Below are 25,564 nucleotides of genomic sequence, written 5' to 3'. Positions count from 1 at the left end.
GCAACAATGTGGGGCTGATTCAATATATTGAGTTTATAAGGCAATATGTAATTATTACTGTTGCTATGGTTGATATCAAAAAAAGAGGTGGAGTAGAACTTCATTGCCCAATTACTTTCAAAATTGTTAAAGTCCCAATCCTAATTACCTTGCTGCATATGCAGTAAAATTTAGCTTGAAAGTCGAGGTTAAATCAAAGCTTTAATACTTGATTAAGATTGGTTAAGCACTGACAAGTAAATTTTTCATTCATTAGGTAGTCAAGCAGCAAATGAATAGAGAGCTTAAACATTTTCAGTAACTTTGAGTAGCAAACATCTCTGGCAGGCGGTGCAACTGAACTAAGTAGAGTATTTTATTCTATAGTTTCATGTTACAACTTTATGACTTTGACTTTTTCATCATTAGCAATGCCAATTTAGCCAGAAAAGATTGTTGTATTATGTCCTTATTAATTCTTATTGTCGATGATGATCCAGCAGTTCGTTATGAAGCGAGTTCTTCTCTAGAGAAGTTCGGTTACTCAGTTATTACTACTGAGGATGGGCAAGAAGCATTAAATATCATTGAGGAGTACCATCCGAACTTAATTGTCACTGATATTAGTATGTCTGAGTTAGATGGTTACCAGTTAATTCGCTGGGTGCGTCAACATCCAAAATTTCGTATATTGCCCGTAGTTTTTTTAACAGCAAGGGTAGATGCCCAAAAGCGAATTCTAGGCTATCAGCTAGGGGGTGATGCGTGTTTACCTAAACCATTTGAATTAAGTGAACTATATGCTGTAATTCGCAATTTGCTGGAGCGATCGCAACTAATGCTATGGGAGTGGTGTTTAGGAATGCAACAGCAAAGTATGGAAAGACAAATTACTTCTGTCGATCTAACATATCAGATTTCTTTAGAACATCAAGAACAAATTCCTCAGGCAAATTCAATAGAGCAAATCTTTTTAACTCGCAGAGAAAGAATGGTTTTAAGATTTTTGATACAGGGCAAATCAAATTCTCAAATTGCTACTAGCTTGTATCTCAGTCGTCGAACTGTAGAGAAATATGTCAGTAATTTACTAGGCAAAACCGGAACAAATAATCGACTAGAGCTTGTACAATTTGCCATGAAAAATAATTTAATCAATCCATAATTAATTATTGATTGCTAACTGTGGTATTGATTTATAGAGGTTTTGAACTTCTATAAAATTTTAATAATCAAATTTATAGTAAAGACAAAATTCTTAGTTATGTATAATTAATATTATTGTGATAATATATGATTTTAATATTTTGTAATTAATTATAATCAATTCAATATAAATAAATTCAAAAATAAAATTCCGACTCCTCTAAGAAGTCGGAATTTTTATAAGTAGGTTTTAAACTTAACCTAGTTGTTATATAATTCAGTATTTATTTAATAATTAGCAATAATATACGTAAACTTACCTAGTTTATTGGGTAAAAATGCTATGTAAATAATATAAATCAGTGTTTATATTGATTGATAGCTGGCTGAATATTAATTTTGACTTCATGCAAACTGACGTGTTAAGCAGCTAAAAAATAATTTTAACAATCCAAAGAGAATTAAAAATTTAACTAGTAGCTATTTTGCAAGATATAGCTTTGATAGATTCTGCCGCATTAATTACTGAAGCAGAAATGATAAAAGAACAAAACGAAAATCATTCATTAATAAAACGCATCGGTCAGTTGCTGTTAATTTTACTAGCTGCCATGGGTTTATCCAATTTTTTGCTATTTCGATTTAGTTCTAAAAATTCTACACCAGTTGCTCCAAATAGTAACCCCGCGATTATTGGCGTTACAGGCTTAGGGCGTTTAGAACCAGAAGGAGAAGTCATTCATCTATCTGCCCCGACTTCAATCCAAGGTACACGAGTGAAGCGAATCTTGGTGAAAGAAGGAGATAAGGTGCAACTAGAACAAGTAATTGCGATTTTAGATAACTATGAATCTCGCCAAGCTGCCTTAAATAGAGCCAAACAACAAGTCAAAATTGCCAAAGCTCGCCTAGCAAAGGTAAAAGCGGGAGCTCAAACAGGAGAAATTGCTGCTCAACAAGCAACAATCGCTCGACTCGAAGCCGAATCGCGTGGAGAAGTTGCCGCTCAACAAGCAGCGATCGCTCGACTCGAAGCCGAGTTAAGCAATGCTGAAGCAGAAAACCGACGCTATCAGGAACTATACCAAACTGGGGCAATTTCAGCTTCTGCAAGAGACAGCAAAAGACTACCGATGGAAACAGCTCAACAGCAGCTCAATGAAGCCAAAGCAACTCTAAAGCGTACCATAGCAAGTTATCGAGAGCAGATCGCTCAAGCAAAAGCCACTCTTAATCGGATTGTTGAGATTCGCCCTGAAGATATGCAATTAGCTCAAGCAGAAGTTGATGATGCGATCGCCCAAGTTCAACAAGCAGTAGCAGATTACAATTTAGCCTACGTGCGCTCTCCCATCACTGGCAAGGTTTTAAAAATTCATACCCGCGCTGGAGAAATTGTTAGCAACCAGGGCATTGCCGAGCTTGGTAAAACTAACCAGATGTATGTAGTGGCAGAAATCTATGAAACAGACATTAAAAAAGTACGTATAGGTCAACAGGCTACCATGTCTAGCGTAGCTTTTCCAGGCGAAATCCAAGGAACAGTTAGCCAGATTGGTTTACAAGTTAGCAAACAAAATGTTTTTGATGTTAATCCACTAGCAGACACTGATCAAAAAATAGTGGAGGTGAAAATTCGGATTTCCAACCCAGAAGATAGCCAGCTAGTTGCCAGGCTAACTAACTTACAGGTACAAGTCATGATTCACATCTGAAGTACTAACACTTCTACAATTCCTATCCTCAAAAACTTAAACAATGATTCTCAAGATTCCCCTAGCTTGGCTACAACTAGCCCACCAAAAAGTTCGCTTTCTAGTGACTTTAAGCGGTATCGCCTTTATCGTCATTCTTTTATTTGTACAACTAGGTGTACAAGATGCCCTTTATGCAAGTGCTACATATTTACATCAAAATTTACGAGGAGATTTATTTTTAATTAGTTCTCAATATAATTCTTTAACCTCCCAGCACAGTTTTTCTCGTTCTCGTTTATATCAGGCTCTCGGCTTTAACGGTGTAGGATCAGTCATTCCTTTATACCTTCAATTTGCTAAGTTAAAAAATCCTGTTAATGGACGTAAATTTCCAATCTATGTTATTGCTTTTGATCCTGGAAAACCAATTTTTAACTTACCAGAAGTTAATCAGAATATCAAAATAATTCAACTTCCTGATATTGTTTTATTTGACCGATTATCTCGTACAGAATTTGGCCCAATTACTGAAAGTTTTGAACAAAATAAACTTGTAATTATTGAGATATTTGGCTATAACAAATCAATAGGTTACAGAGTGAAAGTAGGAGGTTTATTTACTCAAGGCCCTTCCTTTGGAGTTGATGGCAATTTAATTATGAGTTATTCAACTTTTTTAAGGACATTTCAAGAGCGTCGAGCAGAACAGATAGACATAGGTTTATTAAACCTTAAACCAGGTGCTGATATTCAAAAAGTTTCTGCTAATTTGTCAGATTACTTACCTAAAGACGTCAAGGTTTTTAATCGTCAGGAATTTATTCAGTTTGAAAAAGATTTTTGGTCTAGACGAACACCCATTGGTTTTGTCTTTAGTTTAATGGTGACAATGGGATTTGCAATTGGTATTGCGGTTGTTTATCAAATTCTTTATAGTAATATTTCCAATCACTTAGCAGAATATGCTACTTTAAAAGCCGTAGGTTTTAAAAATAACTATCTATTGAATGTAGTATTTCAGCAATCATTATTATTAGCTGTTTTAGGTTATATTCCCGGATTTATAGTTACTTTGGATATATATAACTTAGCTAATAAAGTTACTCGTTTACCAATTTTTATGAGTAGTGATAAAGCTCTAATCGTTTTAACAGCAACAATTTTAATGTGTTCAATTTCCGGACTTTTTGCCATGAATAAATTAAGAGCCGCAGATCCAGCTGATATTTTCTAATCTTAATATATGCAATTATTCCCATCTCTTCCAGACCAGTATGTTGTAAATATTAATAACCTCAATCACTACTTTGGTCAAAAAAAATTACAGCATCAAATTTTATTTAACATTAATTTGAAAATAAAATATGGAGAAATTGTAATTATGACTGGGCCATCAGGATCGGGAAAAACCACACTATTGAGTTTAATTGGCGGTTTACGTTCCCTTCAACAGGGAAGTATTAAAGTTCTAAATCAAGAGCTAAACGGGGCTAATAATGACCAATTAGTAAAAATACGTCGGCATATTGGCTACATTTTTCAAGCTCACAACTTATTAGAATTTTTAACTGTTCGACAGAACGTCCAAATTTCACTTGAACTGCATAAAGAAATTTCTGAACGAGAAGCCCGCTACAAATCAGAAGCCATACTCCAAGCAGTAAAATTAGGCGATCGCGTCAATTACTATCCTCACAATCTTTCAGGAGGACAAAAGCAACGAGTAGCAATTGCCCGTGCTTTAGTAAGCCATCCCAAATTAATTTTGGCTGATGAACCTACCGCAGCTTTAGATAGTAAAACAGGTAGAGATATTGTAGAGTTAATGCAGCAATTAGCTAAAAAACAGGAATGTGCAATCTTAATGGTGACTCACGATAACCGCATTCTAGATATTGCTGATCGCATTATTCAAATGGAAGATGGTCAGTTAATTAGTAATAAGAAAATTAATTAATTTAAGTCGTCATTAGTCATTGGTTACTGGTTATTAGTTAAGAGTAAAGATATCATTAATATTCTTAAAATATTTACTGTTATTATCAGCCATCTAACTTATTTTATAGAAATTTAATCACAATAAAATTCCACAACAAAGGTTGAAAATACCTCTTTCTTATTCCCTATTTTCTGTTCCCTGTACTCCGTTCCCTATGTTCAAATGACTGCTCTTAAAATTGATGCTGCTCTCGCAAATTTACAACAAGAGGTTAACAATTGTGAGAAGGTTCTAAGTCAGCTGATACAGACAAAAAAAAAGAGGCTTGAGAAATCAATGGAGATTAAAAAACTCAACTCCCAACTGCAAAAAAGTCCTATAGCCATTATTGGGATAGCTTCTTTATTCCCACAATCTAAAAATTTACAGGAATACTGGGAGAAGATTCTTCACAAAGTTGATTGTATTACTGATGTACCCTCTTCACGTTGGGATGTAGAATCTTACTACGATCCAGATCCTAAAGTACCTGACAAAACCTACTGTAAAAGAGGTGGATTTCTCCCAGAAATCGATTTCAATCCGATGGAATTTGGGCTTCCTCCCAATATTCTCGAAGTTACGGATATTTCGCAGTTACTGAGTTTGGTTGTAGCAAAACAAGCTCTAGAAGATGCAGGTTATGGTTCATCTAGACAGTTTAATCGAGAACGCACTGGAGTTATTCTGGGTGTAGCTCTGGCAAGACAACTTAGCGTGCCACTATGTAACAGATTACAATATCCCATTTGGGAAAAAGTTCTCAAAAGTAGTGGATTATCCGATAAGGATACGCAAAAAATAGTCGAAAAGATGAAACTAGCATATGTAAATTGGGAAGAAAATGCCTTCCCTGGGATGCTAGCTAACGTAGTCAGTGGCAGAATTGCCAATCGCCTAGATTTGGGAGGAATGAACTGTGTGGTGGATGCAGCCTGTGCTAGTTCATTTGGTGCTCTCAAAATGGCTGTTAGCGAGTTGAACGAACGTCGCAGCGATATGATGCTGACTGGAGGAGTTGATACTGACAACTCGATTCTTGCTTATATGTGTTTTAGCAAAACACCTGCTGTCTCACCAAGCCAGAATACCAAGCCTTTTGATGATGATGCAGATGGGATGATGCTAGGTGAAGGCATTGGTATGATAGTACTGAAGCGCCTTGAAGATGCCGAACGAGACGATGACAGAATCTACGCAGTCATTAAAGGAATTGGCACCTCTAGTGATGGAAAGTATAAAAGTATCTATGCACCCCGTCCAGAAGGACAGGTGAGAGCATTGTGTCACGCCTATGAAGATGCCGGATTTTCGCCTCTTACTGTCAGTTTAGTAGAAGCACACGGCACGGGTACTAGAGCGGGAGATGTAACAGAATTTACAGCTTTAAAAGAATTTTTTAGCGAAAACAACTCTAATACTCAACACATTGCGCTTGGAAGTGTTAAATCACAGATAGGACATACAAAAGCTGCAGCTGGTACAGCTAGTTTGATTAAAACTGCTCTTGCCCTACACCATAAAGTATTGCCGCCTACAATTAACATTACTAAGCCAAACTCGAAATTTAATATAGAAACTTCACCTTTTTATTTAAATACAGAAACTAAACCTTGGCTGTGCAGTGATGGTGGAGCAAGACGAGCAGGCGTGAGTTGTTTTGGTTTTGGTGGTACAAATTATCATGTTGTGATGGAAGAATACGAAAGCGAACATCATTTCGGCTACCGTTTACACAGTACTCCCCAATCAATACTGTTGTCTGCATCCACAACAAAGCAGTTGTTGATTCAATGTGAAGACATTCTGCAAAAATTGCAATCTAGTGCCAAAGATAAATGTTATTTAGAACTAATTGAATCTAGTAAATCTCTAGAAATTCCTCTTACTGATGTAAGAGTGGGGTTTGTCGTAGATTCTTTAGCAGAGGCTTGCGACTCGTTGCAGATAATCATTGATTGGCTCAAGAAATGTCAGGAAAGTGAATCATGGAATCTGCCCCAAGGAATTTACTACCGCAAAACTGGCATTGCTTTGAATGGAAAAGTAGTTGCTTTGTTTTCAGGGCAAGGCTCGCAATATTTAAATATGGGCAGGGAACTTGCTATTAACTTTCCTTGCTTGCGACAAGCCTACAGTTATATGAACGGGTTTTTGCATCAAGATGGTTTGCCACTGATTTCAGACATTGTTTTTCCTCCACCTGGATTTGATGCTGCGACAAGACAAGTTCAAAGCGAAGTATTACAGCGTACTGAATATGCTCAACCCGCGATTGGAGTTTTTAGTGTTGGCTTATACAAAATTTTACAACAAGCCGGGTTTAAACCTGATTTTGTCGCCGGGCATAGCTTTGGAGAATTGACAGCACTTTGGGCTGCTGAAGTATTAAGCGATGAAGATTACTTTTTTCTAGTCAAAGCCAGAAGTCAAGCTATGGCGATGCCCAAAAATCTCAATTTTGATGCGGGAGCCATGCTCTCTGTAAAGGGTGATGTGAGTGGGGTAAACCAAGTAGTAAAGAATTTCCCTCAAGTTACGATCGCTAATTTAAATTCTAAAAATCAGGTGGTGCTAGCAGGTGTTAAGCCGGAAATAGCCCAAGTGCAACAGATTTTGAATCAGCAAGGATATTCTACTGTTTTATTGTCTGTATCCGCGGCTTTTCATACACCACTTGTTAGTCGAGCACAAAAACCTTTTGCTCAAGCAATTGAAGCAGTTACCTTCAAAAACGCCAAGATTCCTGTTTACAGCAATGTCACAGGCAAACGCTATCCTACCGAACCCCAAGCGATCAAAAATATTCTCAAAGAGCATTTGATCAACCCGGTACGCTTTCAGCATGAAATAGAAAATATCTATGCCGATGGTGGCTGTATCTTTATTGAATTCGGGCCAAGGAACATTTTAACAAACTTGGTGAAAGATACTCTCGGCGACAAACCCCACCTCGCCGTCGCCCTAAATGCCACAAGCCAAAAAGATAGTGATCGCTTATTCAGGGAAGCCGTCATGCAGTTGCGTGTAGCTGGTTTACCTTTAAAAAACCTAGATCCTTACCAGCGATCGCCTAAAGTAGTTGAGTCTGAAGATAACAAGATATTGAATGTTCGTTTAAACGGTACGAACTATGTAGCCGAAAAAACGAAAATAGCTTTTGAAAACGCTTTAAAGGATGGGCAAAAAGTCAAAGTTCATACTAGCAACTCAGAAGTCAAATCTGTGACTGATTCTATAGTGCTAACTCCACCAGCTTGTCAAAGCAATGGACATTTACAGAAAAATGGGCATCAATTAAAATCCCCTCGCACTCCATCTGAAATGAAAATTGCCCCGATCTCAACTTTATCCACATCCAATACATCAATTTCCGTTCAACAAGCTTTTGAACCGAAGATGCAAAAAACACCAAATTTAAATTACCAAAGTCTTTTTGCCAGCTTAGAGTCTAGCCTCAAACAGTTTCATCAACATCAAGATGAAATTTTGCGCATTCACGAACAGTTTCTTAACCATCAGATAGAATACGGCAAAACATTTTGCCAGTTAATGGAACAGCAGAATTTATTGTTTGTAAACGAAAATGCTACTCAGCAACAATTAGAAACAAAGTTAGCTGTACTTGAAAGTTCAGAACGCAGTATCAATAAGTTTCAAGCTTATCAAGATGAAACTCTACGCATTCATGAAGAATATCTCAAGCATGAGAAGGATTATACCAAAACTTTCTGCCAACTGATCCAGCAACAGTATGAGATCCTAATCAATAGCGACTCTAAAGTTTCAGATGTTGGCAATCGTGATAGTCCTGCAATTATATCCACAGTCAAAGAAAACGATCCTATCAAACAGGATAGTACTGTTCCGCCCGCAGATCCATCGGTTGCTATACCTACTAATGGACATTCGAGCAGCCCAGAACCATTTTTAAGTAATGGTTCTAATCATAGCTCCGATCAAGTTTGGGAAAATATGGTGGCAGTTGCCGCCAGGCATAAAAGCGACTTTCTCAAAGATATACAGCTTGAGTCAACAGTAGCGATCGCTCCTCCAACACAGGTAAGCATTGATGTTGCCGAATTCAGTCAAAGCCTGCTCAACATCGTTAGCGAAAAGACGGGTTATCCAGCTCAAATCTTAGAGTTAGAGATGGATATGGAAGCAGATTTGGGAATTGACTCGATCAAACGTGTCGAAATTCTAGGCACACTGCAACAGCGATATCCTAATTTGCCCCAAGCCAATCCTGATGAACTAACACAACTACGTACCCTTGCTCAAATCGTTGACTATATCAAAACTCTGGTACAAGAAAGCGATCGCACATCTACCATAGCTACTGATTTTGAACAGTCGCAGGTCATATCAAGTCCAACTCATGACCTATCATCAGAATATATCCGTATTCCCGCCTCTGGTTACGTCTGTGTCAATCCAAACAATCAGTCTTTGTACGAGCGCGATCTAAATATTTCCTATCCTACTACCAGCAATGCTTTAGAGGTAGTTCAGGAAGAGGCAGATGAACAAACCCAATTATCGGCAGCGATCGCTCCTCCAACACAGGTAAGCATTGATGTTACCAAATTCAGTCAAAGCCTGCTCAACATCGTTAGCGAAAAGACTGGTTATCCAGCTCAAATCTTAGAGTTAGAGATGGATATGGAAGCAGATTTGGGAATTGACTCGATCAAACGCGTCGAAATTTTAGGCGCACTGCAACAGCGATATCCCAATTTGCCCCAAGCCAATCCTGATGAACTAACACAACTATGCACTCTTGCTCAAATCGTTGAGTATCTGCAACTATCTCTCGTAGGCTCGGCTGAAAAAAAAAACGCTGAAAGTATAGCTTTACAACAGCAACCCAGTCTAGCTCACAATATTCCACGCTGTGCTGTCAAACTAAAATTTCTGCCTAAACCGGATTTTTTAGACTTCACCTTCAGCAAAAACTACATTGCTCTACTTACTGATGATGGTGGCTTAACGACTGCTAAATTAGCTCAATTCCTTAAAGAGCAAGGCTGGAAGGTTATTGTTTTGAGTTTTCCCCCATCAGCGATCGCCAAACAATCGCCTTTACCCGAAGAGGTTATTCGGATTGCGCTTGAAGATATGAGTGAAGAACATTTAAAACAACAGTTAACAGCGATTGCCAACACCTATGGCTCAATTGGCGCTTTCATTCATCTCAATCCCTTGTTTGTTAGTAGTCAAAACGATGGAATTCAGTATTTAGAAGTAGAAAAGGCGATAGTCAAACATATCTTTCTCATCGCCAAACATCTCAAAAAATCGCTTCATCAAGCGGCGCATGAAGGATACAGTTGTTTCTGCACTATTACTCGTCTTGATGGAGCATTTGGTTTAACACAAAAGGTAAACTTTGGTGCCATCAGCGCCGGGCTATTTGGATTAACTAAATCTCTCAACTTTGAATGGGAATCTGTATTTTGTCGGGCAATTGACTTGTATCCCAATTTAGATGCCGAAGAATCAGCACAAGATATTATTGCTGAACTTCACGATCCCAATCGTTTGATTGCCGAAGTTGGGTATAGCAAAAATGGACGAGTCACCCTAACTGCTGAACCATTTATTTGATACCAATTCTCTATGAAGTTGCAGTGAATGAGTACCAACTTCTTTGTGTTCTACCCTTACGGGTAGACACGTAGACGGACGTAGTCCGGCTTCAAGGTAGAGTAGTGGCTTCTGTAGACGGGCTTTGCCCGGCTTCCCGTAGGGTAAGTAGCCGCTCCGCGTCTAATGTACTCTTTGTGGTTAGTTTTTTAATATTAAGTGCATCTTTAAGAATAATTAGTTTAACCAGGAAAAAGTATGAGAAAACAAACCAAAATTAGTACTTCATCAGTTTTTATTGTCAGTGGCGGTGCCAAAGGAATTACGCGAGAATGCGTGCTCAAGCTAGCACAGGAATATCAGTGCAAATTTATTTTACTCGGTCGTTCATCATTACAAATCGAACCAATTTGGGCAAGAGATTGTTTTGATGAATTGAAATTGAAAAAACGAATTACAGAATATCTTATTTCATTAGGAGAAAAACCTACACCCAAGACAGTACAAAAGCTATTTAATCATATTTCATCCAGTAGAGAAATCGAAAAAACGCTTTCTAATATTAAAAGTTTAGGGGGAGAAGCAGAGTATATTAGCGTAGATATAACTGATGCGATCGCCTTACAAGAAAAGCTAGCAGTTGCAGTTAAGAGGATGGGCGCGATCGCAGGAATTATTCACGGAGCAGGCAATTTAGCTGATAAATTAATTGAAAATAAATCAGAACAGGATTTTGAAACAGTATATGCAGCTAAAGTAAAAGGTTTAGAAAATCTGTTATATTGCGTGGATATTAGTCAGCTTAGTTATTTAATTCTGTTTTCTTCTATAGCCGCTTTCTATGGAAACATTGGACAATCTGACTACGCGATCGCCAATGAAATTCTGAATAAATTAGCCCATCTTATCAAGCAACATTATCCAAATTGCCATGTAGTTTCTATCAATTGGGGGCCTTGGGAAACTGGGATGATAACTTCACAATTAAAAAATATTTTTCAAGAGCGCAATATTGATATTATTCCCGTTCAAGTCGGAACACAACTATTAGTTGAAGAACTAGATGTCACTAATCATGAAACTGTACAAGTTGTCATTGGTAAGCCCATATTACCAATAGTCAACAAGTTAAAATCACAACTGAAAACACACCATATTCACCGTAAATTAACACTAGAAGCTAATCCATTTTTGCAAGACCACGTGATTGCTGGTTATCCAGTTTTACCTACTACTTGCGCTATGTCATGGATTGCTAATTCCTGCGAACAACTCTATCCTAGCTATAAATTTTTTAAGTTTATTAATTTCCAAATCTTAAAGGGAATTATTTTTAATAGCAATGTAGATATTGAGTATATTTTGGAGTTAAAAGAAACTAATAAAAGCAATAGTGAAATAGAATTCAATGCAAAAATAATTAGTGAAAATCGAGCTAAAAAAGTTCCTTTTTATTGTCACTATTCTACTAACGTAAAGCTATTAAAAAAACTTCCTGTATCTCCTAGTTGTAATAAACTTAATTTAACGAAAACTCAATTTAATCATGATTTTTATCAAAACGGTAAAGGTATATTATTTCACGGCCCTTGTTTTCAGGGTGTCAAAAGAGTTTTAAATATTAATCTTCAAGAAATTACTGTGGAATGTCTTTGGCAAGGCATTGAAGAAAGACAACAGGGAAATTTTCAAATTCAAACGCTCAATCCCTACACTACTGATATACAAATCCATTGTGTGTTGATTTGGTTAGAGCATTTTTATCAACAGATTTGTTTACCTGCGCAAGTGCAAACACTCGAACAATATGCAGAAATTCCAATTAATGAGAAATTTTATGTCACCGCAGAAATTAAATCAAAAACAGAGACTTTTATAATATCCGATATCAAAATACATAATCTTCAAGGACAAGTATACTCATATATGTATGGTACTAGTGGAACTATTCTTTCCAAAGAAAAATTGAAATCGAGATAATTGTATAAAAGCTAGTTAAATAATGTCAGATAACTAAAATTTTATCACAGAAAATAAAATTTGATAATTAAGGTAAAAAATCATTATGAATATAGAAAAAATTGAAAAAACTAAAGTATTTGAGTCACTTAAAACTACTAATATGGCGATTGTAGGCATGGATGCCTTATTTGGCTCTTGTGATGGTTTAGATGCTTTTGAACGGGGTATTTATCAAGGAAGCCAATATTTTACTACCCTCCCTTCCAATCGGTGGGAAAGAATAGAACAGCAGCAGCAATTACTTAAAGCTCATGGTTTTGAAGATGGTAAAGCACCATTGGGAGCATTCATCAAAGATTTTGAAATTGATACTTTACGTATCAAAATATCTCCTCATGAAGCAGAAACACTTAACCCACAACAATTATTGATTCTCAAGGTAGCTGATCGCGCTCTTCAAGATGCGGAAGTTGGTGAAGGGGAAAAGGTAGCTGTAGTTATTGCTAGTGAATACTTGAGTTACGTCGAGAACATCACTGTTAGCCACATCTCCACTTTATGGAATTTTACCGGCTCTGCGTTCACACTTCATGCTGGAGAAAATTCTGCATTCAAAGCCTTGGAAGTTGCCGAAATGTTACTTGCTACCAAGGAAGTAGACACTGTTGTCGTCGGTGCAGTCGAGCTTGCTGCCAAGCAAACGTCAAAAATCAATACAGGCAAAAATACCTTTTCTTACGATCAGAATGCCAATCATTGGATGGTAGGTGAAGGTGCTGGAGCTGTTGTTCTCAAGCACCTGGATACAGCCAGGCAAGAGCAAAAGCGTATCTATGCAGTGATCAATGCCATCAGTTTTTTGCGGGAGTCTGCTAATTTAGAAAAGATAAAAGCCAATACCGTCACCCAAGTATGTCAAAAGGCTTTTGTGACAGCAGAAGTTAAACCTGCCGACATTGATTATATAGAAGTTTTTGGCAACTATGCGCAGTCAGAAGATGAATCTGAGATTGAGGGATTGATGCGAGCTTATCAATCTGCTGGAGGAAATTTAAAGTGTGCGATCGGCAATGTCAAGGCTAATATCGGTCATACTTACACTGCTGGGGGAATAGCCAGCTTAATCAAAACTGCTTTGTGTTTGTACCACCGATATATTCCCTGTGTACCCCAGTGGATTGCTCCAAAAATGCCTGATATCTGGCAAAATAGCCCTTTTTATGTAGCTACCGAATCAAAACCTTGGTTTTTAGAACAAAAAGAATCTAACAGAGTTGCTGCTATTAACGGACTAGACTTGGATGGTACTTATACACATTTAATTTTGTCGGAAGAACCTACTCAAAAAGAATGCAGTAGTAGGTATTTAGAGCAAATGCCTTTTTATCTTTTCCCGCTTGCTGCTAATGAGCGATCGCTTTTACTAAATCAATTGAATGTTTTACAACAAAGTATTGCAGATTGCTCTTGTTTATCCACTGCCGCCAGCCTCGCCTTTGCCGCTTTTCAAAAGAACTCTCCAGCTGCTTACGCAATAGCAATTGTTGGGCGTAATCAAGAAGAATTGATACGAGAAATTCAGCGTGCTCTTGCGGGTGTTGTGGATGTTTTTGATACAGGCAAAGACTGGCAAACTCCTGTAGGTAGCTATTTCACATCCAAACCACTAGGTAAAAAAGGCACCATTGCTTTCGTTTACCCTGGTGCTTACAGTTCTTATATCGGAATTGCTCGTAATCTATTTCGCTTGTTTCCCAAACTTTACGATAATCCACTCATTAAGAGCGTTTACAGTCGTCTTGCCAATGTAGAGAAAATTCTTTATCCGCGCAGCCTGAACAAATTATCAAAAAGGCAATTAGAAGCCCTAGAACAGCGATTGATAGACGATCCAGTCGCAATGCTCGAATCAGAAATGTGGGTTGCCGGATTGTTGAGTGCAATTCTAAGAAATTACTTCCAACTACAACCTGATTGCGCCTTTGGGTATAGCCTGGGCGAAACTAGCATGATGCTAGCTCAAGGTGTGTGGACTCATTTTCATGAAGGTAGTCAAAGTTTAAACTCGTCTGCTTTGTTTAAAACAGAGTTATCGGGAGCTAAAAATGCTGTTCGCAGGTTTTGGAAATTACCCCAAATTCAGGATGGAGAAAGCTCTGAGTTTTGGAGTACACATATTCTTATGTGTCCAGTATCCCTCGTTCAGGAAGCTCTCAAGCATGAAAACCACGTTTACTTAATTCTCATTAATACTCCACAAGAAGTCGCGATCGCTGGTGATACCCAAGCCTGCCAAAGAGTCATTCAAAGGCTAAATTGCGATGCTTTTCGTACTCCTTTCAATTATGTCATTCATTGCGACGCTATACGTTCTGAGTACGATGAACTTGTTAAATTAAACACTTTACCTATCCAAAATATACCAAATACTGTTTTCTATTCCGCTGCAAATTACCAACCCATTACCCTCGACAGTAATTCCATCGGTCAAAATATTGCTAAATGTCTGTGTCAACAGCTTGATTTCCCTCGGTTAATTAACCGCGTCTGGGAAGATGGCACTCGAATATTTATCGAGGTAGGAGCTGGCAGTACTTGTTCTAGATGGATTAGTGAAAATCTTAAACATAAAGAACATCTTGCAATATCCCTGAATAAAAGAGGCATAGATGAGCATACCTCTATTGTTAGAGGGCTAGCAAAACTTGTTAGTCATCAAGTTTCTTTAGATTTGTCGCCATTGTATAGTCCGGTACAAGAAACTTTTCGTTCCAGCCAGTCGATGATTAAGTCTGAAAATATTCTAGATGAAAATAGCAAAACTGTTCCTACTAGCAACAAACATCAGCCCAGCACAAATGTTCCAAATTTTATTAATGAGTTAGAGTCAGTCGCTTTCCACAATCTTAAGTGTAAAAATTTGAGCGCAAACATTTCTCGCATACATAAAGCTCATACTCATTTTTTACAAACTCGACAGGAATCTTTAAGGCAACTCGGCGAAATAATTCAATTACAAATAGCGTGCTCGCAACAACTACTGAATCAACAATCTTTAGCTGAAATCAACAATAATTCTTTTGAAAATAAATCTTAAATAGTTTATGAACAAAAATATTTATTAGCCATTAACCATTAACTATTATTGGAGGACTAAAAACCGTGATCGGTACAGAAGCGGTAAAAAATAAAAATGATAATCTTCTTCAAATTCCTGGCTGCTACAGTCATAAATTATACTGGCAAGGCTCATTAGATTTAGTTTCTTTTGATGAAGTAGGTATAAAATATAAATTGCTCAATATAGATAAACCTTGTCATATTCTGAAAATAGAGGGAAATATTGGGGTAACTAATGAAGGAAAATTGTATTATCAAGAACTTAGTAATATAGAGCAAATAGAAGTACTGATATCTGTTCCACCTTTAGCAATTCAACAGTTGGGCGATCGCACTTTCCTAGACTTTCATGGTGTGAAGTGTGCATATGCGACTGGTTCAATGGCTAGTGGCATCGCTTCTGAAGAACTCGTCATCGCTCTAGGCAAAGAGAGTATATTGAGTTCCTTTGGGGCTGGCGGTTTATCTCCTTCCCGGCTCGAAACAGCTATTCATCGCATTCAACAGGCTCTACCAAAAGGGCCATTTGCTTTCAATTTAATTCACAGTCCTAGCGAACCAGCCATCGAACGTGCTGCGGTTGATTTATATCTCAAATATGGCATTAGAACAATAGAAGCCTCTGCGTTTTTGGATTTAACTCCTAACATAGTTTATTACCGAACTGCGGGACTGAATTTCAATGCAGCCAATCAAATAGAAATTAAAAACAAAGTTATAGCTAAGATTTCGAGAACAGAAGTCGCAACCAAATTTCTCCAACCTGCTCCCAAGGAGATTCTTAGACAATTAGTCGCACAAGGACTGATTACACAGTTGCAGGCAATCCTAGCAGCCAAAGTTCCCATGGCCGACGATATCACAGTGGAGGCAGATTCTGGCGGTCATACAGATAATCGTCCTTTAGTTTGTCTGTTGCCTTCCATGTTGCAATTGAGAGATGAAATTCAAAGTAAATATAGTTACGCAAAACCTGTACGAGTTGGTGTAGCAGGGGGAATTGCAACTCCCCAATCAGCATTAGCTGCCTTTATGATGGGCGCTGCCTATGTTGTTACTGGCTCTATTAACCAGTCTTGTCTTGAAGCCGGAACTTCTGAATATACAAAACAACTACTAGCTCAAGCCGAGATGGCGGATATAATGATGGCTCCGGCAGCAGATATGTTTGAAATGGGTGTCAAACTTCAAGTCCTCAAAAGAGGAACGCTTTTTCCCATCCGCGCTCAAAAACTTTTCGACCTCTACAAAAGTTATGACTCCATTGAAGACATTCCCCTAGCAGAAAAAGAGAAATTAGAAAAACATATTTTTAGAAGCAGCCTTGAATCGGTTTGGGAAGAGACATTAGCTTATTTATCTCGACGAAATCCCGATAAAATCTCTCAAGCCGCCAACAATCCCAAGCTGAAAATGGCTTTAATCTTCCGTTGGTACCTGGGTTTATCATCCCGTTGGTCAATTTTAGGAGAGAAAGGACGGGAGATGGATTACCAAATTTGGTGTGGCCCGGCTATGGGTGCTTTTAATGACTGGGTGAAGGGTTCTTATCTAGCCAATTCGAGCAATCGGAGGGTGGTTGATGTTGCTCACCACATTATGACTGGAACTGCATTTTTATATCGGCTGCAAAGTTTGAAAATGCAAGGACTGCAAATGCCAGCGTACTACAGCCAGTATTGCCCAGTTCCTCTCAAATCAGGAGTATACGGATGAAAAATTCTACTCAACAGTCTCAAAGTGCCGAAGCAATTCAAAATTGGTTAGTTTTACAGCTTGCCGAGCGGCTGAATATTGAACCAGATGAGTTAGATATTGACTTACCTTTTGACAACTACGATTTGAATTCAAACGAGGCATTGGCTCTGTTGAACAAGCTAGAGAAATGGCTGGGGCGATCGCTATCTCCAACCATAGTCTGGAATTATCCCACGATTGCAACTCTAGCTGAACGTTTAGCCGAGGAAACTGAAGTTGCTGCACAAAAGGAGGAGTAAGCATGGAACCGATCGCAATTATTGGTATTGGCTGTCGTTTCCCCGGTGCTCAAAATCCAGAAGCATTTTGGCAGCTTTTGTGTAATGGAGTAGATGCGATCGCCAATGTACCAAAAGAACGATGGGATGTAGATGCTTTCTACGACCCCAACCCAGGTAGCCCCGGAAAAATGAACACTCGCTGGGGTGGCTTTCTAGAACAGGTAGATCGGTTTGATGCCCAATTCTTTGGGATTGCGCCGAAAGAGGCAAGTTACATCGACCCTCAGCAAAGGCTATTGTTAGAAGTAGCATGGGAGGCTTTAGAAGATGCTGCTCAAGTGCCACAAAAGCTCGCCCGCACTAATACAGGTGTATTTATCGGTATCTCGACTAACGATTATCAGCAGCTGCTATATCAACAACATCTGCAAACTGGTTCTGTTCCAAGCAATCCCTACATAGGTACGGGGAACGCCTTAAGCATTGCAGCTAATCGCATTTCTTATCTATTTGATTTTCGCGGGCCGAGTATGGCAGTTGACACAGCCTGCTCCTCATCGTTAGTTGCTGTTCACCTTGGATGTCAAAGCTTGCATAGTGGAGATTCTAACCTGGTTTTGGCTGGTGGGGTGAATTTGCTTTTATGCCCTGAACTGACAATTATCTTGTCTCAAGCACGGATGATGGCTCCTGATGGACGTTGCAAAACCTTTGATGCCAGAGCCAACGGTTATGTGCGAGGAGAGGGCTGTGGAATCGTAGTCCTCAAGCGCCTCAAGGATGCACAAAAAGATGGTGACCGAATCATTGCACTAATTGCAGGTTCCGCCATTAATCAAGATGGACGCAGTAACGGACTTACCGCCCCCAACGGTCCCTCCCAAGAGGCAGTTATTCGCCAAGCATTAGCTAACGCCGGGGTGGTACCGTCTCAAATCGGCTATGTTGAACTCCACGGCACCGGTACTCCCTTAGGAGATCCGATTGAAGCAGAAGCATTGGCAGCTGTGCTAAATAGCGATCGCCCCTCTAATAGTCGCTGTGCTGTTGGCTCAGTCAAAACTAATATTGGTCATTTGGAAGCCGCAGCAGGTATTGCCGGTCTCATTAAGGTTGCATTGTCACTCCAACATCGCCAAATTCCACCTAGCTTACATTTTCAAACGCCTAATCCTTATATTCCCTTAGATAAAATTCCTCTACAGGTTCAGCAAATCCTACAACCCTGGCCCCTAATTCCTACCTCGGCTCTAGCTGGAGTAAGTTCCTTCGGTTTTGGCGGCACTAATGCTCACGCAATTTTACAGATGGCTCCCCAGTTGCCTCAAGAGCAGGAGGGCGAGAAAGATTTGCTCTCTCCCGCCTATCTTTTACCGTTATCTACTCGCAGCCCAGAAGCCCTCAAATCTCTGGCACAAGCATACCAGGAGTTTTTAGTACCACCTGGTTTAGGTACAACTTTATCATTAGCAGATATTTGTTACACCGCCAGTGTTCGACGTAGTCATCACGACCACCGTCTAGCTCTAATATTTCGTAACCATCAGGAACTTACTCAATCTTTAACAGCATTTTTACAAGATGAAACTCGTGCTGGTGTATCTTACGAACACAAGCAAAAAAATCGGCATCAAAAGCTAGTTTTTGTCTGTTCCGGTCAAGGGTCACAATGGTGGGCGATGGGACGCGAACTTTTATCTTGTGAACCAGTGTTTAGAACCACGATTGAACAGTGCGACGCACTGTTTTATCCTTTAGCTAACTGGTCGCTGATGGCAGAACTAACAGCTGATGAGTCGAACTCCCGCTTCGAGGAAACTGAAGTTGCCCAGCCAGCTATTTTTGCCCTACAAGTTGCTTTAGCTCACTTGTGGCGTTCGTGGGGAGTAGAACCTAGTGCTGTCGTTGGTCATAGTTTGGGAGAAGTAGCAGCCGCTCATATCGCCGGAGCTCTCAACTTGGAAGATGCAGTGCGGGTTGTCTTTCACCGCAGTCGCTTGATGCAGCAAAGAAGCGGTCAAGGACGGATGGCGGTTGTGTCACTGTCTGTGGAAAAATTTGAAAGTCTGCTCGCTGAGTATGTGGATCGTCTCTCTATTGCTGCCATTAATAGTCCAACTTCCATAGTTTTATCAGGTGAGACAACAGTACTACAAGAAGCAATCCGCTCCTTGGAACAGCAACAGATTTTCTGCAAGTTTTTGCAGGTAAATAATGCTTTTCATAGTCCGCAGATGGAATCTTATCAAGATGAACTGGCGCGATCGCTTCAAGATATCAATCCCCAAACTGCCTCAATTCCGATTATTTCCACAGTTACAGGTAAGACACAGCCAGGGCAGAATTTTGATGCCACCTACTGGACACGCAACATTCGAGAGCCAGTCTATTTTGCAGCTGCGGTGAATGAACTAGTGCAAACCCAGCATAATCTGTTTGTAGAACTTAGCCCCCACCCAGTTCTAGGTATGAACATCTCCCAGTGTCTGCACGCTTGTTCTAGGAAAGGAATTGTGTTGCCTTCGTTGCGGCGTCAGGAAGGGGAGAAATTTGTAATGTTAGAATCGCTTGGTATCCTCTATACTCAAGGCTATCCAATAGACTGGAGCCGACTTTATCCATCCGCAAAACGCTGTGTGTCTTTGCCTTCCTATCCCTGGCAGCGAGAGTGTTACTGGATAGAACAAAATTACAATCACTTATCAGAACAGATTAATGAAACTAGCAAGGGCGATCGCTATGTGCGCCCGGTGGGAACAAAAAATCCGGAAGATTTTTTACTAGCGACGAAGTCGCCGCTATGCTTGCAAAGCAACCACAGCAATTCCTACACGGATCGCCAATCCTCGACTATTGATGTTGTTGAACCAGAAGCAGCATTGAATCTCAACCGTACTCAACTGTTAGCTGTGAAATCAAAACAACAGCGTACTCAGTTGTTGGAGACTTATATGAGTACGCTATTTGGTCAAGTAACGGGTTTGTCTACCGCTAATCTAGACTTGCAACAGCCCCTTTACCGTTTGGGATTCGACTCTTTGATGGCTGTAGAATTGAGAAAACAAATTGAGAAAGATTTAGATGTAGTTATTCCCCTAGAAATTTTCGCTGGTCTTAATATTGCTCAGTGTGTAACGCAAATTCTTCTGCTAGTTGAAACTAAAGTGAGTGATTCAGCCGTTGATTCTACTAATGTTGCCACACATTTAAAGCAAGAGGTGGCTCCAGCGAATCTGTGGATCGCAAATCTACATTCAAATCCCAAAGCCCACTTACGCCTATTCTGCTTTCCTTATGCTGGAGCTGGTGCTTCAATTTTCAGTGCCTGGGCAAAGGAGCTAACACCAGAAATAGAGGTTTGTCCAATTCAATTACCGGGACGAGAAAACCGACTGCAAGAAGCGCCATTTACTGGCCTCTCACGCTTGATTCAGACATTGGTACCCTTGCTCAATCCCTATCTAGATATTCCTTTTGCTTTATTCGGTCATAGCTTGGGGGCGCTGATAGCCTTTGAACTAGCCCGTGAACTCCGTAGGCGAAATTTACCTTCTCCGCTTGTGTTATTTGTTTCTGGCAGCCGCGCACCTCAGATACTAGATACAGGTTTTCTCATTCACCGTTTTCCTGAACCTCTGTTTATAGAAACATTGCGTACAATTAGCGGTATACCTGAAAAAGTTTTGCAGAACCAAGAACTGATGCAACTGCTTTTGCCTACTCTTAGAGCAGACTTTGCGATTTTAGAAACTTTTTTATATGTTAATGAGAAGCCGCTCGATTCTCCTATCTACGCTTTCGGAGGCATACAGGACACTAAAGTCAGCCAACAAGAGCTTGCTGCCTGGAGTGAGCAGACTCACCAATTTAAGCTGAATATGTTTCCCGGTGACCATTTCTTTTGCGACAGCGATCGCAAGCTAGTGTTACAGGTTATAGCTCAGGAAGTTCAGAAGTTTGTCTGGAAATAGGGTTTGGGGTGTAGGGGAGAATTTTTCCTTCTGCCATCTGCGGCTCGACTGACTTGTACTGAGCCTCGTCGAAGTAGCGCTCGCCGAACGTCCTCCTGCCTTCTGCCTTTTACCCAGAAACGACTATGGCTTTTATTGTTGCAACATCCACTGGTTTTCCCCCCAACTATTACTCTCAAGAAGTACTAGCTAATTTAGTACGCAAGTACTGCTTGAGTATGGCCTTGGATTTTGATCTAAATACTATCGACCATTTCTTTACCGATATCAAGATTAAGGGCCGTTACTTTGCATTGCCTCTTGAGTCTTTTTACGATCCTCCTACGATTGAAGAGAGTTCCAAAGCAGCAATCAAAGCGGCTGTCAATCTTAGTGAAATAACTGTGCGTAAATTGCTAGAGCAAACTAACCTTGACCCCAAAGAGGTATCACAAATGACCTCTGTAAGTATCACGACTACACTTCCTTCGTTAGATGCTCGGTTGATGAACAGGATTCCATTTTCTCCCAATTTAAAAAGGATGCCTCTAGGTGGTTTAGGTTGTGTAGGTGGGGCGATCGGTCTATCTAGAGTTACAGATTACCTACAGGGACATCCTCAAGAAGCTGCAATTCTTTTTGCTGTCGAACTCGCCTCCTTTTATTGGCAGGGTTCTTTGCAAGGAGATTTGCACTACATGATCGGACATCTGTCAAAAGAACCACACTTATACAGCGAAATTATTACCACAATACTTACTGCTGCATCATTTGGTGATGGAGCAGCAGCTGTTTTGATGGTTGGTCGCGATCATTGTTTAGCCCACTCTGGACAACCTGAGGTGATTGGCACTCGGTCAAATTTTATCCCCAATACCGAAGACGTTTTGGGGATGGATATTGTTGATACTGGCATCAGAAATATTTGGAAGCTTTCAGTGGTAGGCGAATTTACAAAAATAGGCTTGCGCCAAGCCATCGATGGCTTGCTTACTGAGTACGGCATATCAATTGACCAGATTTCTTACTGGATGGTTCATCCTGGAGCAATCCAGCCTCTAGAACAGGAGTTTGGTCTCAATGAGCCAGCACTAAAGTTGAGTCGCAAAACCTTAGTAGAGGTAGGTAATCTTTCATCACCTACAGTGCTCTGTGTACTAGATACAATCTTCTCCGAAGAACAGCCTGTCCCGGGAGCTTATGGTTTGGTCATAGGTATTGGCCCTGGATTTTCTCAAGAAGTTGTTTTGTTGCAATGGTGAGTGTTTAATTTAGATTGGCAATTGTAGAGCTTTATAAAATATATCTAATAATATTGCCTTTTGAAAGACTTTAGGTGTGAGGATTTTAACTATTGTTTGTTTAGACTACAATCATTAATTATGACTTATATGCATTATACAGTTGATTTTTCTGGAATATCTGTAGAAGCAAATGAAATCATTCAATTTATCAAACAAAATTTTCAAATTAAGGAAATATGTCAAAAAATTTTATATCAAAAAATTATTGAGAAAACTGCTCATGAAAAAGGTTTAACAGTTACTAAAGCTGAGATTCAAGCTGAAGAAAATCGTCTATGTCGTGAAATGCGTTTAAGCAATCAATCAGACATTTGTGTTTGGTTAGTAAATCAAATAATGGATTTAGAAGATTGGGAAAGTGGCATTCGTAATCGTCTTCTAGCTAAAAAATTGGCTAATTATTTATTCGCTTTGGGTGTTGAAATGTTTTTCAACTTAAATGCTAGTGATTTTGATCAAGTCTTAATTTATAAAATAGTTGTTCCTTCAGTAGAAATTGCTAAAGAGATTTTGGCTCGAATTGATGCAAATCAAGTTAGTTTTTATGAAGCTGCTCACCTCTATGATATTGATGAAAAACGTAGACATCAGTTTGGCTATGAAGGAAAGATTTATCGCTGGAATATAGAATCAACCATAGCAACAGCTATATTTAATGGAACGCCGGGACAGATATTTGGGCCACTTGCTGTCAAGGAAGGGCATTCTCTTTGGATGGTTGAAGAGATCATTCCGGCAGAATTAAATGCTCAAAGCTATCAAGATGTTTTAAATCACATTTTTCAACAGTGGTTAGCTATGGAGCTAAATTATCTTCTTCACACTGACAACCAATAAATAAATTTCAAGCAGTTCAAACATTCTTTGCACAGAAATTCTTTTTAGAAAGTTAGAAACTTAAATTCTAATAGCTAGTAAAGTTTAGTAAAGTCTCTTCACCCAGCATTGCTATATATACAAACATCGCTTACACCGAAGATTAAGTAGTAGCCAATAGAACTACTTGTGAAAATGATTATAAAACAAAGTGTTGGTTCATAAGACAGCTTATTATTCAGTTAGTAGCTGAGGGACAGGTCTGTCGATTCTACGACTCCTCAGTCATTTTTGAGAAGTAGGATGATGCTCTTGACATACTTACACAATTAAAGTCATTGGCAAATTCTAGTTATACTGCATGTGAAGCTACCTCACTTTTTATTTGTCGCTAAACTCCAGTCTGACTTTACTTCTAAGACATCTCTACACAGACGAAGTTTGACCTCAGAGTTTATTATTGATAGAGTTTTTGCTAGCGTTATGAGTTTAGTTGAGAATCATCTGCATAAGTTCTTTGAGAAGGGATACACAGTCATGCATTCTCCCTTCTCAGCTTAAGTCCTCTTTTCTACACTTAGGCAAGGTTAGATAAGGAACCAACACTATTGAATTTTGACAACCTTAATACCAACACTATCAAATGGAAATGGTTTCAGATATTGGGAGGGTATATTGTAAAAAGTTATTACATTACATAGGTTCTAACGTGGTTTCTGCTTTTTGCTTGACTTGTTTGAAGTCTTTGATTTACCTTTAGTTACTGCTAATTGAGCTTTTGAGGCATGTATTTTCGGCGGTCGGCATCGATCGCAGAATAATGGTCTTGAAGGATAGCAAGTGCGTTCTACCACTTTATTGCATCCTTTACATACAAAACGATAGACTCTCTGCTTAATGATGCGAACGTGAGCCTTGACAAAAACTTCCTTACTTTCCACTGTTTATTCCTTTCAAAGAAAACGAAATTGCTATGGCTGATTTATCTGAGATTCTTAGGTTACTCGAAGCAGAGCGAGATCGCTATGTCTTAGAAGCTGCTGATTTAGAGCGTCGTCTGTCTTTTATTCGGAATCAGATCCACGCCTTAGAAGCTCTAATACCAAAGTATGTTCTAGAAGAAAAAATTAATCATACCTACAAACGTCTGCCTGAATCTTCTGTACAAGTGCTCTTGGAGGATAGAACTCACTCTGTTGAACAAGAGGAATTAGAAACTCTAGACCAAGAACTGGAGACTGAATCAGAATTTGAGCATAATACGAATCCTTCATTAAGCACACCACAATCTACCTCAATCTCAAATACCGAATTGACTACCTCGACACAAGAAGAACCAGATATCTCTGACATTCCCAAATTGAGTGTCCCTAGAAAACCTGGAACTCTGCCTCTATTGCGTGAATTCCAAGAATACTCCATACAAAATGCCATCTTAATTTTGATGCGCCGGCGACCGGATCTGCATTTTCATATTGACGCCATTGTACGTGATTTATATGGAAATAAATTAACACCAGAGCAGTTTAAGACTGCCAAAACGAATGTCGGAAAAATGCTTTCTACAGGAGTGCAAGCAGGATTGTGGTATCGGGTATTGCATGCTCACGGTGTTTACACTTTGAAACATGAGAAGGGAGTTACAAGTAAACTGCTCAAACCTTTGAGGAAGAAATAATTGACTCATACAGTTTTGAAGTAACAGTAGCGATTGTCCCTTCAAAGAAACTATCTATGAGCTAATAAATTCATACTTGAATGTAAAACTCATAAACTCAAGCAACACACAAAGGCACTTTAGAGTCTGTACTGTGGCTGAAGTTGATATGAGCTTCTTACGAAATCAACCAGACTCAGCCATATTTGTTCAGTTGTTCTATGCTATCGAGAACTCATTTTATTGCGCTAGCGCTAAAAGCAAGCCAAAAGAGCAGGCAAAATGGCGCAAGGATGTAAAAAAGGTCTGCTATATTAAAAAAGCGTTAAAAGCAACGACGCGACCGAACCATAGAAAAAACCAACTAGAAGCAACCAGGTAGTAAGT

Annotated in this window: 14 protein-coding genes; all 14 read left to right on the top strand. The window is 39.3% G+C overall.

Features of this window, described 5'->3' with window-relative positions:
* The first annotated feature begins 442 nt into the window (after positions 1-442).
* Positions 443-1,144 (top strand): response regulator transcription factor, encoded by a 702-nt coding sequence (locus tag QUB80_RS23685; RefSeq protein ID WP_289792123.1) that lies wholly within the window; start codon positions 443-445, stop codon positions 1,142-1,144.
* A 517-nt stretch (positions 1,145-1,661) separates the two neighbouring features.
* Positions 1,662-2,840 (top strand): ABC exporter membrane fusion protein, encoded by a 1,179-nt coding sequence (locus QUB80_RS23680; RefSeq protein WP_289792122.1) that lies wholly within the window; start codon positions 1,662-1,664, stop codon positions 2,838-2,840.
* Positions 2,841-2,883: 43 nt separating this feature from the next.
* Positions 2,884-4,056, top strand: coding sequence for an ABC transporter permease DevC (gene devC / locus QUB80_RS23675; protein WP_289791936.1), 1,173 nt, complete (start codon positions 2,884-2,886; stop codon positions 4,054-4,056).
* A 9-nt stretch (positions 4,057-4,065) separates the two neighbouring features.
* A complete protein-coding gene (locus tag QUB80_RS23670; RefSeq protein WP_289791935.1) occupies positions 4,066-4,779 on the top strand; it encodes a DevA family ABC transporter ATP-binding protein in 714 nt (237 codons plus the stop codon).
* A 318-nt stretch (positions 4,780-5,097) separates the two neighbouring features.
* Positions 5,098-10,410 (top strand): beta-ketoacyl synthase N-terminal-like domain-containing protein, encoded by a 5,313-nt coding sequence (locus QUB80_RS23665; protein ID WP_502875318.1) that lies wholly within the window; start codon positions 5,098-5,100, stop codon positions 10,408-10,410.
* Positions 10,411-10,647: 237 nt separating this feature from the next.
* Positions 10,648-12,369: an SDR family NAD(P)-dependent oxidoreductase gene (locus QUB80_RS23660; protein ID WP_289791933.1), complete on the top strand. Its 1,722-nt coding sequence runs from the start codon at positions 10,648-10,650 to the stop codon at positions 12,367-12,369.
* Between the two features lie 85 nt (positions 12,370-12,454).
* The gene (locus QUB80_RS23655) at positions 12,455-15,448 is read left to right on the top strand and encodes a PfaB family protein (protein ID WP_289791932.1); all 2,994 of its coding nucleotides are present in this window, start codon (positions 12,455-12,457) and stop codon (positions 15,446-15,448) included.
* Between the two features lie 113 nt (positions 15,449-15,561).
* A complete protein-coding gene (locus tag QUB80_RS23650; RefSeq protein WP_502875321.1) occupies positions 15,562-17,187 on the top strand; it encodes a PfaD family polyunsaturated fatty acid/polyketide biosynthesis protein in 1,626 nt (541 codons plus the stop codon).
* The gene (locus QUB80_RS23645; RefSeq protein WP_289791930.1) at positions 17,184-17,468 is read left to right on the top strand and encodes an acyl carrier protein; all 285 of its coding nucleotides are present in this window, start codon (positions 17,184-17,186) and stop codon (positions 17,466-17,468) included. The genes QUB80_RS23650 and QUB80_RS23645 overlap by 4 nt, the downstream gene beginning before the upstream one ends.
* Before the next feature lie 2 nt (positions 17,469-17,470).
* Complete coding sequence (locus tag QUB80_RS23640) at positions 17,471-21,421, top strand: beta-ketoacyl synthase N-terminal-like domain-containing protein (RefSeq protein WP_289791929.1); 3,951 nt, start codon at positions 17,471-17,473, stop codon at positions 21,419-21,421.
* 125 nt (positions 21,422-21,546) lie between these two features.
* Complete coding sequence (locus QUB80_RS23635; protein ID WP_289791928.1) at positions 21,547-22,662, top strand: type III polyketide synthase; 1,116 nt, start codon at positions 21,547-21,549, stop codon at positions 22,660-22,662.
* A 120-nt stretch (positions 22,663-22,782) separates the two neighbouring features.
* Entirely contained in the window at positions 22,783-23,541 is a 759-nt protein-coding gene (locus tag QUB80_RS23630; RefSeq protein ID WP_289791927.1) for a peptidylprolyl isomerase, read from the top strand.
* 952 nt (positions 23,542-24,493) lie between these two features.
* On the top strand, positions 24,494-25,198 hold the full coding sequence (locus QUB80_RS23625) for a hypothetical protein (RefSeq protein WP_289791926.1): 705 nt from the start codon (positions 24,494-24,496) through the stop codon (positions 25,196-25,198).
* A 133-nt stretch (positions 25,199-25,331) separates the two neighbouring features.
* The gene (locus tag QUB80_RS23620; protein ID WP_289791925.1) at positions 25,332-25,559 is read left to right on the top strand and encodes a hypothetical protein; all 228 of its coding nucleotides are present in this window, start codon (positions 25,332-25,334) and stop codon (positions 25,557-25,559) included.
* The last annotated feature ends 5 nt before the right edge of the window (positions 25,560-25,564 follow it).

It is taken from the genome of Chlorogloeopsis sp. ULAP01 (assembly GCF_030381805.1).
Lineage (GTDB): Bacteria > Cyanobacteriota > Cyanobacteriia > Cyanobacteriales > Nostocaceae > Chlorogloeopsis.
The sequence above is the reverse complement of the archived record's forward strand: the minus strand, read 5'-3'. Positions and strand labels throughout refer to the sequence as shown.

Excerpts from the sequence above, each read along its gene's own strand:
- QUB80_RS23645 (WP_289791930.1), top strand. The coding sequence starts at position 17,184 with ATGAAAAATTCTACTCAACAGTCTCAAAGTGCCGAAGCAATTCAAAAT.
- devC (WP_289791936.1), top strand. The coding sequence starts at position 2,884 with ATGATTCTCAAGATTCCCCTAGCTTGGCTACAACTAGCCCACCAAAAA.
- QUB80_RS23640 (WP_289791929.1), top strand. The coding sequence starts at position 17,471 with ATGGAACCGATCGCAATTATTGGTATTGGCTGTCGTTTCCCCGGTGCT.
- QUB80_RS23630 (WP_289791927.1), top strand. The coding sequence starts at position 22,783 with ATGACTTATATGCATTATACAGTTGATTTTTCTGGAATATCTGTAGAA.
- QUB80_RS23660 (WP_289791933.1), top strand. The coding sequence starts at position 10,648 with ATGAGAAAACAAACCAAAATTAGTACTTCATCAGTTTTTATTGTCAGT.
- QUB80_RS23655 (WP_289791932.1), top strand. The coding sequence starts at position 12,455 with ATGAATATAGAAAAAATTGAAAAAACTAAAGTATTTGAGTCACTTAAA.
- QUB80_RS23670 (WP_289791935.1), top strand. The coding sequence starts at position 4,066 with ATGCAATTATTCCCATCTCTTCCAGACCAGTATGTTGTAAATATTAAT.
- QUB80_RS23665 (WP_502875318.1), top strand. The coding sequence starts at position 5,098 with ATGGAGATTAAAAAACTCAACTCCCAACTGCAAAAAAGTCCTATAGCC.
- QUB80_RS23625 (WP_289791926.1), top strand. The coding sequence starts at position 24,494 with ATGGCTGATTTATCTGAGATTCTTAGGTTACTCGAAGCAGAGCGAGAT.
- QUB80_RS23680 (WP_289792122.1), top strand. The coding sequence starts at position 1,662 with ATGATAAAAGAACAAAACGAAAATCATTCATTAATAAAACGCATCGGT.
- QUB80_RS23635 (WP_289791928.1), top strand. The coding sequence starts at position 21,547 with ATGGCTTTTATTGTTGCAACATCCACTGGTTTTCCCCCCAACTATTAC.
- QUB80_RS23685 (WP_289792123.1), top strand. The coding sequence starts at position 443 with ATGTCCTTATTAATTCTTATTGTCGATGATGATCCAGCAGTTCGTTAT.